Origin of the sequence: Flavobacterium keumense (genome assembly GCF_029866485.1) — a bacterium.
GTDB lineage: Bacteria > Bacteroidota > Bacteroidia > Flavobacteriales > Flavobacteriaceae > Flavobacterium > Flavobacterium keumense.
Genome location: NZ_CP092332.1, coordinates 2,179,611 through 2,192,619, shown reverse-complemented (window position 1 = coordinate 2,192,619; position 13,009 = coordinate 2,179,611). Strand labels below are relative to the sequence as shown.

The window sequence follows — 13,009 nt, the reverse complement described above, 5'->3', positions numbered from 1 at the left end:
ATTTAACTAAGAAGTAAATGAAAAAAATTAAAGATATTTTGTTGGTAGGAACAAGTTTACTGTTTTGTATTGCCATTTATTCACAGGAGCAAAATATATTCACACGTTATAGGTATCATATGAATATTATTAATCCAGCTTATGTAGGTGTTGATGGGCAAACGTTACTAACCAGTTCATTGCGACGTCAATGGACTGGTGTTCCTAACGGTCCGGAATCTCAATATATTTCTTTTGGGACACCTTTAGCTAATAATTTGGCAATAGGACTTTCTTTAGAAAATAATAAAACATTTATTGAAAAACAAGGTTTTTTTGGACTTGATATATCATATAAATTGCAAATTTCAAGAAATACCGATATGTATTTTGGAATAAAGGCTGTTGCGGATTTTTATGAGGTTAATTTTTCTGGTCTAAATACCTATAATGTATTTGTAGACCCCTCTATTCAATCGATCAGTAGATTTTCACCTAATATTGGAGTAGGTACATTACTTAAAGGAGAAGGTTGGTATGCAACATTTTCAGTTCCAAGAGTTTTTGATTTAGCAAAAGTAAAAGAGAAAGAAGGAGTTGCATTGGTATACACAGATTTACCTCAAATGTACATTGGGGCAGGAATGGATTTTGATATTAGCGATAACTTAATGTTAAAGCCTTCATTGAATTGGAATTATATTCAAAAATCTCCATCTATTTTAAATCTAACAACCATGTTCAGTTTTAATGATAAGTTTGAAATTGGGGCTAATTATAGTACAGATAATAAATATGCTGCATTAACAACTCTTAAGGTAAGTAATAGATTTGTATTTGGTTATGCTTATGAAATGAGTACAATTGCTGCTTTGGCAAGATCGAAAAATACAAACGAAATATTATTACAGTTTAAGTTTTAATAAATTCAGTATACACATGTTGATTAATTTATTCTTGATGTTTTATGAACAAGTACCTTAATTCAACACCTGAATAGTTAGCGTTTGTATTTAAGGCTTAATTAAGAGCAATCAAAGGGTTAAATTATTTTAGTATGAAGTATATATTGTTATTTTTTTTTATTTCTTTTTTTACTCGAGGACAAGTTGTTTTAGATACAATTGCTAAAGAAACTTGTAGTTGTTTGAAAAATAAAAATTTTGATTTAAAAAATAATGTTGATTTATCAAAAATTGAAATGGAGCTGGGTCTTTGTATGATTACAAATATTAACAAGTACAATAGCTCCTTAAACGGTATAAGTCAAATCGATTATTCAAACTCTGACGAATTAACAAAATTAAGTGGTGAAATAGCTGTTAAGATGCTAAATTACTGCCCTGAGTATTTATTTAATTTAGGTAAAAATTCTACTAACATTAAAGAGAACCAAAAGTCTGTTCGTGAGGTACCTACTAATTTATTTGAATGTACAATTATTGAGATAAAGACAAATCAGTTCCTTAGTTTAATTGTCAGAGATAGTAATAATAAACTACATACATTGTTGGTGCTAAGTTACTTTGAAAGTGCTTCTTTATTGTTAGAAAATAAAATAAAGGTAGGTGATAAATTAATGGTTAGCTATTTAGAGCAAGAACTATACGATCCTCTAATTAAAGATTTTAGAATTTTTAAAATAATTGATTTTTTGGAGAAGATATAAGTTTTTGGGATAGTTGCAACACTTCAAATTTTAATTATATGAATGATTTATTACGATTTTTTTTACCGATGTATTTTATCGTTTATTTTGGAATCTCATTTGTAGCTAAAAGTATTATTGTAGCAAGAAAAATAGTATTACCTAAAGACAATAGTGTTTATGGTTTAATTGGACTGTATTTCAAGTTGACAATAATTTTAGTTTTTATTTATGTCTTCCTATTTGATTTTTTCCCAACATGTTATCATAATTTTCCCTGGTTATACAACTTGAAGGTTTGTATTTTAAGTATGTTGCTATTGGACTTTTAGTAGTTGCCCTAATCTGGACAATTATTGCACAAAATCAAATGAAAAATTCTTGGAGAATAGGCATTGATACAGAAACTAAAACAGACCTTATTACATCTGGACTTTTTAAATTTTCTAGAAACCCAATTTTTTTAGGAATTATATTAAGTTTGGTTGGACTTTTTTTAACAACGCCAAATGCATTGACTGTCTTATTTTTGATTTTAGGTTATGTACTCATTCAAATACAAATACAATCATTTAAACGACTTTGAATCCAATATTTAGCCCTCAATAAAACATTTTTATCAACTAAATTGTAATTAAATATGATAGCCACCTGTCTGAAACTGATTAGAAAGACTAGAAACGAAAAGAAGTATTCCCAAAAACTTATGGCAACAGAGTTGCATTTTACACAAAGCTATTACACAAAAGTTGAATGTGGAAAGGCAAAAATCTCTGCGGAGTTATTATTCAGAATATTAGAAGCCTTAGAGTTAGATTATGCCGATTTCGTCAAAAAAGAAAAAAAGCAACGCTTAGAAGATTCTTTAACCCTTAGGAAGTCTATTGCAGCCAATAATCATCATTCAAAAGCAGATAAAGACGTTAGAAGAAGTAAAAGTGCAGCACTTGATAAGAAGATGAATTCTGCCACTTTACGAGCTTAAAATAAGCAAATACCTGATGTGTAAAAGAAAAATAGGCAGTAGTTTCTGTTTAGTATTTCGCTTCGATTTAAACCAAAAATAGCTGCAAATTAGTCGCCCGATAAAAATTATTATTTAGAATAAGTTTTATAAATCAAAGAGCAATGGTGATGAGTCAAATGGGCAAAAAAAACGTTTAGACAACTACTTGAACACCATTTTTTCAATCAAAAAGCCAAAGAAATCTCTAAAGGAACAAAGAGCTCAAAATCGTTGAAAAACACTTTAGTTCCTTTAGTTACCATATAGTGTTTCTAATAGCTTTTATTTTAGCCTTTTTATTAATAAATTCATTAGGTTTTTCTAATGAATTTCTTTTACATCTTCTTTACAGTTTCTTTGCTATTTCTTTAAAAAAATAATACTCGTTTTATTTCGAAATAATACTAAAAAAACTAAACAAAGACTATTAGTTCTATCTAATGGTTTTTTTATGGTTTCTAATTAATGATAATAGTATTTTTTCTTTCGAAATTCTTCTATACTATTGTTTGTGTTTTGTGCTTATTAATTCGCACTAACTTTTTTCTTTTTTTTCTTTTTAATTCATTAAAAATTAACAATTTGGATTTGTTTATATGGAACAACAAGTATTACCTTTGATTTATAAGATTTGGGATCTTTAGGCGGTTTGCAAATTGATGGGGGCATCGATTTAGTATTATCTTACATACAGCAAACCGCTTTTTTTCTTTAAGAGTTGTTGCGCGTTTTAGTATAGATTTTTGTAATGGTTTTGTAATGGAATTCTAATAGATGAAACAAACAATAATTAAAACAAAACAACAGCCTAGTTTACATCATTGTACTGGTAAAAAAGAATTATGTCTTTTTCAATGTCGTGTAAAAAGAAAATGTCTTTAATTCTTTTTAACGAATGATACAATTTTTCACTTCGTGAAAACTGTTTAATACCCATGTAAACATTTCTTTTAAATCCTAATGCTTTGGCTACTTTAGCATCCACTTCAAAGATGTTTTGTTTAAAGAAATGTATCGCTATTTCGTAATTGGTTTTTAATGCTTTTTGAAATTCATATACCTCGTGATTTTTTTTCTGTCGGATAAGTAATGAAATCTATTTTTACAACTGGCATTGCAAAATAGCTTCTTTGGATTCTCAAAGTATTCAATGACCGATTCACATTCGGGATTTTTACATTTTTTTTCTTTTCTGAACATACTTGTTAGTTTAAATATCGTTTGATTTTACTTTTATTCAAATGAATAGTAATACCATTTGCAATCTTCTTAACTGGAAGATAAAATCTAAACAAAATTACATTAAAGTTTGTAACAAAGCAAACTTATTATTATATTTGAAAAAAAATACAATGGAGCCAATAGAAAATTTTGTAAACAATCCTGACTTATCAGAGAATTTATATGATAAACTTAGAGAACGAGTTTTTTTAAAAACAGAGTTAGATGTTATTTATACTGACCTTGTGAATTGGGAACGTTCAGGCTTGTTGTCAATAGGAGGAGATTCTGATAAAGGCGACTGGAAAAAGGTAAATTATACTGAATATATTTGGATTAAGATTATAGTTGAATTAAGAAATTACGGTTTTAATTACGATGAAATTGAATTGATTAAACAAGGATTATTTGAAGAGATAACTATTGGTAAGTTTATGCAATCAGTTACTAAAGACAAAGAAAATTTCATAGAAAAATTGGGAGACGAACCATTTAATAAACTAAATGCTTTTGATTTAAGCCAAATTGATTTAGAGGCAAGTGCTGAAATCACTAATTTGGATACTATTGTTGTAAATGCTATAGCTGCTAATGAAGATTGGTCTCTTTTGTTTATAAAGGATATTCCAGGTGCATGTATTCCTATGTCGGCTGAATCACTTAGAGGATTTCATTTGAAAAATACAACAAATGAGTTGTCGTCATTATTAACACAAACGTATTTAAGTGTTTCATTGAGTAGGATTATTGCTAATTTTCTAAAAAGAGGGAATGATAATTTTGAGTCAAGAACAATTTCAATTTTAACCAAAGAAGAACATGCTGTTTTAAAGCATATTCGTAAAAAGCATAAAAATATAAAATCAATTCAAATTCGCTTTAAAAACGATAGAATAGAAATGTTAGAGGTTACAACAATTAAGAAAGCACAATTAGAAAGTCGGTTATTAGAGCACATTAAAAAAGGGGACTATCAATCGATTAATATTGATACTGTAGATGGAAACATTGTGAATTTTGAGAACACAAAAAAATACAAGTTATAGAATACTGAACAAATCAGATTCATTGACATACTGTAAACTTATCGGATAAGCCGAAAGTGACGCACATTAATTAAAATGTGGTAGTATTTGAGAAATATAAAAAAATAGTAAAAAAAGCAAACCCAGAATTAACTGATGAACAAATTCAAGAAGTAATCAATTTTTTGAGTCTTCTTGCCAAACAAACAGTAAGTAATTCTAAAAGCACTCAGAAAGCATGAAAAAAGCAGTGATTATGTGTCGAGTAAGTAGTGATGAACAAGCTAAAGGATATAGCCTTGATGTTCAGTTTGAACAGCTCACTAGATATTGTGAAAGAAATAATCTTTTAATTGTTAAGCACTATAAAGAAGACCATTCTGCAAAGAATTTTAATAGACCTCAATTTCAAAGTTTTTTAGAATTTGTGAAGAAGAATAAAGGAGCTGTCGATGTATTGTTAATTACATCGTGGGATCGTTTTTCTAGAAACTTGACAGATTCTTTAGTCATGTTACGCACATTAGAAAAGTATGGAGTACAAGTTCAAGCTATTGAACAGCCCATTGATATGAAAATTCCTGAAAATAAAGCAATGCTAGCTATATTTTTAGCCATTCCTGAAATTGATAATGATAGGAGGTCAATTAAGATTAGAGGAGGAATTAGAGGCTCTTTGAAAGCGGGAAGATGGTGTAGGCAAGCTCCTTTTGGTTATAAAAACTCAAGAGACCAACAAAACAAGCCTATTATGATTCCCTCAGATGATGCTCCAGTAGTTCAGTATATTTTTGACCAGATTGCAATTGGTAAATCGCAAGCAGAATTACGAATGGGACTTTATAAAAAAGGAACAAAAATTAGCCGAAGTAATTTTTCTAGGTTGCTACGCAATTCGTTATATATTGGAAAAATTGTAGTTCCCAAAAATGACGAAGAACCCATGTTGATTGTTGATGGAATACACGAAGCTCTTATATCCGAAAAATTATTTTTGGAAGTGCAACAAATGTTAGCGAAATCAAATAAAATTAGAAAGCTACCTGCTTATAAGTCAATGAGAATTGAGCTGCCATTACGAGGAATGATTTCATGTTCTAAATGTGGAGAAAAATTGACAGGTAGCCGTTCAAAGAGTGCTACAGGGAGACATTATTTCTATTATCATTGTAACTATTGTGCTAAAGAACGTTATCCTGTAGATAAAGTAAATGAAACGTTTGAAAGTATTTTAGGAGACTTTACTTTTACTAAAGAATCAAGTGAAATATACAATCTCATGGTGAAAGATTTACTTGATACGGATTCAAAAGATTCAAAGTTAAAACAACTTCATTTGCAAAAAAGTTTAGACGAAGTGTCAGCTAGAATTGAAAAATTACAAGATTTGCTCGTTGATAATAAAATAGACCATCAGCAGTATAGTGACACAATGGCAAGATACTCCAGTCAAAAGTTAAATTTGATGGATGAATTGCAAAATATAAAACAAGTGAACAGTGAGTATTTAAGCTGGCTTAAAAACGGAATAAATGCACTTGACAATCTCAAAGAACACTATGTAAAAGCTTCCATTAGAGATAAACAGCAACTAATAAGTTCGATATTTCCTGAAAAATTTGAATTTGACGGAAATAAATGTCGAACTACTAGAATTAATGATGTTTTAAGATATATCTTGCAGATAGACAATAGTTTAGGAAAAGAAAAAAGTGGACAATTTTCGAAAAAAATCGAGTTGTCCACTCTAGTGGAGTCGCCGGGAATCGAACCCGGGTCCAAACAAGCAACTAAAGAGCTTTCTACAGGCTTATTTCCTGATTGGATTTTCGATGTTTTGCTAGGCCAGAAACAACCACAAAACACTTAGTTTCTTATTTTTCAAGTACCACCCGAAACTTGCCGTACTCTAGGTTTATCTTTACGATTCCCCTGGGTCAAATGCTATAAACCAAAGCCTTTGAGGAGAATCCTGCTTTCCTACCTTGTAGGACGAGGCTAATCTTACTATGATTCGGATTATGCAGCAAGAGCGTAGTTTCCTTCGCCGTTTAAAATGTTTGAAGCCTTTTATTAACGAGAATTACTCCAGTTCTCGACCTGCTTACTTTTCAATTCGACTTGCTGTCAAAACCAGTCGACCCCATACATGATGTATTGAATAGTCAATAATCGTTCAAAAATTGCCTGGCAAAGTTACATCTTTTTTAAAGATAAAAATGAATTGATTTGTGTACTTCAAATCCCAAATCGTAAATCGTATATCGTAAATCGTATATCGTATATCGTATATCGTACCTCGAATTATTCTTCCGTATCGGTTTCAAAAGGATAGTCGCCAAACAAGGGAGCTACTTTTTTTACATTGTATGTACTTTTATTCATCTTGTTAGACAAAGCAATAATTGTTACTTGTTCTTTAGGTAGTGTAATATAGGCTGAAGTATTGCCATGCCACCATCCATTGTGAAAGTAGAAATTTTGACCTGTTTTCCAATTAATCATTCGGATACCCAATCCATAATTTTTTTCACCTTCTTTTTCGTTACTGTAGCCTACATACACTTGTTTAGCCAATTCAGGTTCTAAGAAATCTTTTCGATTTCGTGCGCGGTCAAATTTCAATAAATCCCTGACGGTAGAGTAGATATTTTTATCCCCATAGACTTCGTCTAGGTAATCTTTTCCTATTTCAACGCGATTTGCTTTGTATGAAGGTACAATGCGGTCTTTATCTTTTTCATAATCAAAAACAAAGGTGTTGGTCATACCTAACGGTTTAAAAATCATTTCGGTCATAACTTCTTTATACCTTTTTTTAGTAATTTTTTCGATAATGAGTGCCAGCATTGCATAATTGGTATTACAATAAGCAAAGCGGGTATTAGTTCGAGATTCTAAGCCAATATTTTTAGTTGCTAAAAGTGTTAGAATGTCTTGATTGCTCAATCGGTTGTGTCGGTCCCAAACACCGTCATTTCTATCGGTGAAGTAAGCATAATTACGCAATCCGCTTCGGTGGTTGAGTAACATTCGAACAGTCACATCAGGAAAAGGAAACTCCTTCAATATGGTATTTACTTTTTGGTCTAATTTAAGTCGATTGGCATTGACTAATTTTAAAATTGCGGTGGCAGTCAATACTTTACTCACAGAAGCAATATGTAAAGGAGTGTTAGGGGTAATGGAATCTTTTTTGCTAAAATTAGCCAATCCATCGTATTTTTCAAAAATGATTTGTCCATTTTTGGCAACTAAAAAAGCCCCATTAGCACTTTTTCCAGGCCAGTTTTTATTATAAAAATGAGCAATTTTTTGTCGGGTTGTTTTAATGTATGCCTCGTCAAGAGGAGCCTCATTTACCAAAGGTTTCATCTTAGGTAATACATTTTCAGGTAATTCGGAGTCTTTAACATCGGATTCTTCTTGGTCTTTTCCGCAAGCGTTGAACACGAGAGACAGAACCAGTATTTGTAGTATATTTGCTTTCTTAAAATAGTTCATTTTGGTGTGGTACTTATGTCACAAATATATCGAATCCATTGTTTTTTTAGCGCTTTTTTTCGATTATCAGTAACTTTTTATCCACAATCCAATGTTATTAAAATGGTATTTTATTGGGTGTCAATAACTCTCATTTTTAAACAAAGAGAAAAACAACTATAAAAATGCCTAAAAAAGCAGAATTTTCTTTTCAAAAGAAAGAAGATTAAGAGAAATAGACAGTATGAAATTCGGAATTTTAAAAGAAACAAATACGGTTACTGATAGAAGAGTGGCCTTATCTCCAGATCAATTGGCTTATGTACAGCAAAAATATTCTGAAGCGCAATTTGAAATAGAAAGCGATTCAGAACGCATTTTTTCGGATGAGGAATATCAAAATAAAGGAGTATTGGTAACAAAAACTTGTTCGAGTTGCGATGTATTGATTGGCATAACTCCTATTGCAGCAACCGATTTTAAGGCTAATACTTCTTATTTATTTTTCCTAGAATCGCTAAAAAATCCTTTAAAGTACCAAGCACATCAGCAAGCTGTTGCAAGCAGAAACAGCTATTTGTATGATAGTGCAAATTGGGAAGCAACTAACCCTGGAATTGATTTTGATGAAATCGTTGGAATAGTAGGAGCTTATAATGCGTTTCGTGCTTTTGGAATCAAATTCGAATTATTTAAATTGCCACCTGTGGCTACTTTTTTGGACGTGAGTAGTATAATCACTTATTTGAAACGTCCCGTTTTACCTCCGTTAAAGATTGCTATTATAGCTAATGAACAAATGACCTTAGGCATTAAAACAGTGATGAAGGCATTGAAAATAAAAGAGGTTGGTAAGACCGATTTTCTTACTAAAAATTATGCTCAAGCAGTGTTTAATTGTGTAGTCGAAGAGGACTTAATCCATTTAGATTCGTATACTAAATTAACCGATATTCTCATTACAAATGCTCAATTGAATGATTCTCCGGTGGTATTATCTTCAAGCTGTTTGCAAGTTACAGATTGTAAACTTAAAGTAGTGGTAGATTTGGCTCCTGAGCCTTCAAATCAATTAGCTTGTACAGTGCGTCAATCGAATAATGAAGCACCTTTTTATGGCTATTTACCTATTGAGAATAAAGAAGTTGATTTGTTCCATCCGGCAGCTATTGTGGTTGTAGCAACACCTTATGGAGCTGTTGAGTTGCCTCAAATGGCAAGTGAGCAGTACGGAAAGTTTTTAATTGATGTTGTTTTTCCTGCTTTTTTTAGTTCAGATTCGCAAGAAATACTGACTAAGGCTCGTCTATAGTTGAATGTTAATTGCTTGTTTATCACTATTTTTTATTGTATTATTCCTTTTTTTATCTAGAGATTATGTAGTTTTTATACTTTTTGTTGCTAAGCCAAAATATTAAACTTACATTTGTACTGTATACAAACAAATTCCGGAAAATATGTTTACTTTTTCACAGTATTTAGGCTTTTTACTTTTCTTAACCATTTTGACTATGGGATTCTGGCTAATGTTTTTCTTAGTTGGATTCGTGTCATACTGGGTAGGTGGTGCTTCTTGGGAAGCTTACAAAGAAAAGAAAGCAAAAAAGCAAGAAGAACAATCAGCTTAAATTGATTGTTTTCAACAATAAAAAAGCTCCAAATTGGAGCTTTTTTTATTTCTAGTATTTAATTTAAAGATTATCCTTGGAATTCCATTTCACTACCGTTGTCATTCATTTTCTTAGGCTGTCTTTCTCTTTCGTTTTTCGTTTTGTTGAAACGATAGGTAAATGAAAGGGTAACTTGTCGAATGCGCCATTGCATTTCTGCTCTTGAACTGAGTACCCCAGGTAAGTAAGTTTCCATGATTCGTTTACGACCGTTGAAGACATCATTGACATTAAAAGCAATTGTACCTTTGTCTTTTAATACATCTTTGCTAAAGGCTAAATTAGCACTAAAATTACCTAACACTCTTCCTTGTGCGTTGGACTGACCTCCCATATACATTAAGTTGGTTTGCCAATCAATTTTAGAAGGAAGTGTTATTTTAGAAGTTAAGCGGCTGAACCAAGACGAAGTAATTTTATCAAAATTTTGAGTTACTACTACATTATTAAAATTGGTATAAACAAAATTGCCTCTAGTATCGCTTTGGAAAAAGTTAAAATTAGAATTTAATTTCCACCACTTGTATGGCGAATAATTCAGAGTAAACTCAAATCCGGTTCTAAATTCTGTTGCAACATTGATAGGTGAGGTAATAATGATAGGAGTTCCGTTAACAAAATTCCCCGACTCTCTTCGTGCCATTTGGAATACATCAGTAGTTTTATTGTAATATAATGAGCTACTCAAAGTTAATTTTGTCCATCGTTTGATATACCCAAAATCAATAGCATCAGTCATTGCAGGATTTAAATCTGGGTTCCCAACAAAAATATTGATGTTACTCGATAAATTGCTAAATGGATTTAACATACGTCCTCTTGGTCTTTGAATACGTCTGCTATAGCTAATAGAAGTACTACTTTTATCTGAAAGCTCGTAAGTAAAGAATGCGCTTGGAAAAAAGTTGCCGTATTTTTTAGTATTGTAATCACTCGTAGCTAATTGATTGATTTCTATATTAGAATCTTCGTAACGCATTCCTAATAGTACAGAAAGTTTATTTTGTTTGAATCCGTATTGAGTATATAAGGCGTTTACTTTTTCTTTATACTCTAATACATTAGTAAAGTTAGGGTTGATTATCCCATCATTTTTAACTTGATAGTCAGTGACTAGTTTTGAAAAGTCACCACGATATCCCGCTTCAAATTGACTCCCTTTTCCTAAAGGTAAAACATAATCACTTTGTACTAATACTCTGTTTTGCTTTTGATTATTAATAGTGTTGTCAAGTTTTGTAACACTAGTGTTAGTTCCTGTTTCTGTTACTATAGCAGCTGTGTCATCATTATTAGTTGATATTGAACCATCTATAGTGAATTTATGTCCTTCTTTTTTGAAATTTTTAGTAAAATTCGTAGTATATTCTATATTTTCAGAATCGCTCCCTTCTCTATTGGTACGATTTTTAGTGTAATCATACGTATTTAAAGCGGTATAATATTTTTGGAAAACATAATCAGTGTTGTTTCCATTATTGTTTCTGTAATTAATTGTATTAGTCCAAGTAGTTTTTTTATCGAATGCTAATTCAATACCAAAATTACCATTATATCCTTTCCCAAAACGTTCATTTTCTCTTGGTTCAACAATACTATTTCGGATTGAATTATCCGAATTAAAATAAGTAGTTTCATTAATCATATTTCCAGGATTGCTTCTAAAGCTATACCCTTGCGTACTAAATAAACTTACTTTTTTATTTTTATAATTGATAGTACCACTCAATCCGTTATTGTCAGGCATACCACCGTTAGCAATAAAAGTACCATTAAAACCTTGGTTTTTTCCCTTTTTAAGGACAATGTTTAAAATACCACCACCGCCTTCTGCATCATAACGTGCCGATGGATTGGTGATCACTTCAACCTTATCAATAGCGTCTGCGGGGATAATTCGCAATGCTTCGGTGATGTTTATGGCATTGGATGGTCTTCCATCAATTAAAATTTTCACATTGTCGTTTCCTCTCAGACTAACGTTTCCTTCTACGTCAACTGATACCGATGGAATGTTAGAAAGTACATCACTAACTGTTCCTCCTTTTACCATTAAATCGTTTCCAACATTGAATACTTTTTTATCTAGTTTGATTTCAACGGTTGTTTTTTCAGCACGAACAATAACTTCGTTCAATTGCGCTGCATCTTCGCTTAGGGCAATTGTACCTAGGTTAGTGTTGGAGTCAATTTTTTTTCCTTTGATTTCAGTTGATTTAAAGGAAATAAATTCAACGGTAATATCGTAGGTTCCAGGGGTTACCTCGGCAGAAAATTCTCCTTTGTTATTAGTAATTCCTCCAGAAATTGCTTTGATATTGTTAGGTAATCTCAGTGTTATCGTTGCATATTCAAGAGGTTGCTTGCTTGTTTTTTCAATAACTTTTCCTGTTACTTTTAATTTTGCTATAGGGGCTTGTTGCCCAAAAAATGTTAAGCTGTTCAAAAACAGTGTGATTAATGCAATTGCATTTATTTTTTTCATTAATAGTGATTTTAATTACTTCATTTAGACTTGTAAACATCTAAAAGGTTACATCTCATAAATCATAAAAAAAAGTTAATATTACTTTTTTAGATAAATTGAGCCACCTCTTCAGGTATTCTTCCAATGATGGCTTTATCGCCTTTAATTACTATAGGTCTTTCGATTAGTATGGGATGTTCTGCCATGGCTTGAATGATAGCATCATCAGTTAGGGTTTTATTTTTATAGTTTTCTATCCAAATACTTTCTTTTGTTCTAACCAATTGAATGGGTTTGAAGTTCAGCTTTTGCAGTACCTCTTTGATTTCTTTCTCTGACGGAGGATTTTCAAGATATTTGATGATTGTTACCTCTGTTTCTTTTTCAGTAACAAATGCTAAACAATTTCTTGACTTTCCACAACGTGGGTTATGGTATATTTGTATCATCGGTTTTAAATTTTTCGCGAAGTAAAGAAAATTGCAATTAAAAACGTATTTTAGAGCTGTG

At 31.3% G+C, this 13,009-nt stretch carries 11 protein-coding genes, 1 other RNA gene and 1 pseudogene; 8 read left to right on the top strand and 5 right to left on the bottom strand.

Annotation, left to right across the window (positions count from 1 at the left end):
* The first annotated feature begins 17 nt into the window (after window positions 1–17).
* From MG292_RS09900 to MG292_RS09890, 4 genes are all read left to right on the top strand, one after another.
* Window positions 18–902, top strand: coding sequence for a PorP/SprF family type IX secretion system membrane protein (locus MG292_RS09900; protein WP_264532892.1), 885 nt, complete (start codon window positions 18–20; stop codon window positions 900–902).
* A 134-nt stretch (window positions 903–1,036) separates the two neighbouring features.
* The gene (locus tag MG292_RS09895; RefSeq protein WP_264532893.1) at window positions 1,037–1,648 is read left to right on the top strand and encodes a hypothetical protein; all 612 of its coding nucleotides are present in this window, start codon (window positions 1,037–1,039) and stop codon (window positions 1,646–1,648) included.
* 277 nt (window positions 1,649–1,925) lie between these two features.
* Window positions 1,926–2,213 (top strand): methyltransferase family protein, encoded by a 288-nt coding sequence (locus tag MG292_RS11385; protein WP_413614210.1) that lies wholly within the window; start codon window positions 1,926–1,928, stop codon window positions 2,211–2,213.
* A 54-nt stretch (window positions 2,214–2,267) separates the two neighbouring features.
* Entirely contained in the window at window positions 2,268–2,612 is a 345-nt protein-coding gene (locus tag MG292_RS09890) for a helix-turn-helix domain-containing protein (RefSeq protein WP_264532894.1), read from the top strand.
* A gap of 829 nt (window positions 2,613–3,441) precedes the next feature.
* On the opposite strand, the gene MG292_RS09885 is transcribed toward MG292_RS09890, so the two are convergent.
* Complete coding sequence (locus MG292_RS09885) at window positions 3,442–3,618, bottom strand: hypothetical protein (protein ID WP_264532895.1); 177 nt, start codon at window positions 3,616–3,618, stop codon at window positions 3,442–3,444.
* Window positions 3,619–3,985: 367 nt separating this feature from the next.
* Between MG292_RS09885 and MG292_RS09880 the strand changes: the two genes are divergently transcribed.
* Together MG292_RS09880 and MG292_RS11380 are read left to right on the top strand one after the other, a co-directional pair.
* On the top strand, window positions 3,986–4,900 hold the full coding sequence (locus tag MG292_RS09880; RefSeq protein ID WP_264532896.1) for a hypothetical protein: 915 nt from the start codon (window positions 3,986–3,988) through the stop codon (window positions 4,898–4,900).
* A 217-nt stretch (window positions 4,901–5,117) separates the two neighbouring features.
* Window positions 5,118–6,056: pseudogene (locus tag MG292_RS11380) on the top strand (recombinase family protein); the annotation flags it as partial.
* 571 nt (window positions 6,057–6,627) lie between these two features.
* Here the strand turns inward: MG292_RS11380 and ssrA are convergent.
* Window positions 6,628–7,024, bottom strand: a transfer-messenger RNA (tmRNA) gene (ssrA, locus tag MG292_RS09875).
* 159 nt (window positions 7,025–7,183) lie between these two features.
* The gene (locus tag MG292_RS09870) at window positions 7,184–8,383 is read right to left on the bottom strand and encodes a serine hydrolase domain-containing protein (RefSeq protein WP_264532897.1); all 1,200 of its coding nucleotides are present in this window, start codon (window positions 8,381–8,383) and stop codon (window positions 7,184–7,186) included.
* Window positions 8,384–8,606: 223 nt separating this feature from the next.
* On the opposite strand from MG292_RS09870, the gene MG292_RS09865 reads away from it, so the two are divergent.
* A complete protein-coding gene (locus MG292_RS09865) occupies window positions 8,607–9,674 on the top strand; it encodes a Rossmann-fold NAD(P)-binding domain-containing protein (protein WP_264532898.1) in 1,068 nt (355 codons plus the stop codon).
* A 145-nt stretch (window positions 9,675–9,819) separates the two neighbouring features.
* Window positions 9,820–9,990, top strand: coding sequence for a hypothetical protein (locus tag MG292_RS09860; RefSeq protein WP_264532899.1), 171 nt, complete (start codon window positions 9,820–9,822; stop codon window positions 9,988–9,990).
* Between the two features lie 70 nt (window positions 9,991–10,060).
* Here MG292_RS09860 and MG292_RS09855 read toward each other — a convergent pair whose 3' ends face one another.
* Together MG292_RS09855 and arsC are read right to left on the bottom strand one after the other, a co-directional pair.
* Entirely contained in the window at window positions 10,061–12,517 is a 2,457-nt protein-coding gene (locus MG292_RS09855) for a TonB-dependent receptor (RefSeq protein ID WP_264532900.1), read from the bottom strand.
* 89 nt (window positions 12,518–12,606) lie between these two features.
* Window positions 12,607–12,948 carry an arsenate reductase (glutaredoxin) gene (arsC, locus tag MG292_RS09850; protein ID WP_264532901.1) on the bottom strand — a complete coding sequence of 114 codons (342 nt, stop codon included), beginning with the start codon at window positions 12,946–12,948 and terminating at the stop codon, window positions 12,607–12,609.
* Window positions 12,949–13,009 lie beyond the last annotated feature (61 nt).

Excerpts from the sequence above, each read along its gene's own strand:
- MG292_RS09880 (WP_264532896.1), top strand. The coding sequence starts at position 3,986 with ATGGAGCCAATAGAAAATTTTGTAAACAATCCTGACTTATCAGAGAAT.
- arsC (WP_264532901.1), bottom strand. The coding sequence starts at position 12,948 with ATGATACAAATATACCATAACCCACGTTGTGGAAAGTCAAGAAATTGT.
- MG292_RS09900 (WP_264532892.1), top strand. The coding sequence starts at position 18 with ATGAAAAAAATTAAAGATATTTTGTTGGTAGGAACAAGTTTACTGTTT.
- MG292_RS09855 (WP_264532900.1), bottom strand. The coding sequence starts at position 12,517 with ATGAAAAAAATAAATGCAATTGCATTAATCACACTGTTTTTGAACAGC.
- MG292_RS09870 (WP_264532897.1), bottom strand. The coding sequence starts at position 8,383 with ATGAACTATTTTAAGAAAGCAAATATACTACAAATACTGGTTCTGTCT.
- MG292_RS09895 (WP_264532893.1), top strand. The coding sequence starts at position 1,037 with ATGAAGTATATATTGTTATTTTTTTTTATTTCTTTTTTTACTCGAGGA.
- MG292_RS09890 (WP_264532894.1), top strand. The coding sequence starts at position 2,268 with ATGATAGCCACCTGTCTGAAACTGATTAGAAAGACTAGAAACGAAAAG.
- MG292_RS09865 (WP_264532898.1), top strand. The coding sequence starts at position 8,607 with ATGAAATTCGGAATTTTAAAAGAAACAAATACGGTTACTGATAGAAGA.
- MG292_RS09860 (WP_264532899.1), top strand. The coding sequence starts at position 9,820 with ATGTTTACTTTTTCACAGTATTTAGGCTTTTTACTTTTCTTAACCATT.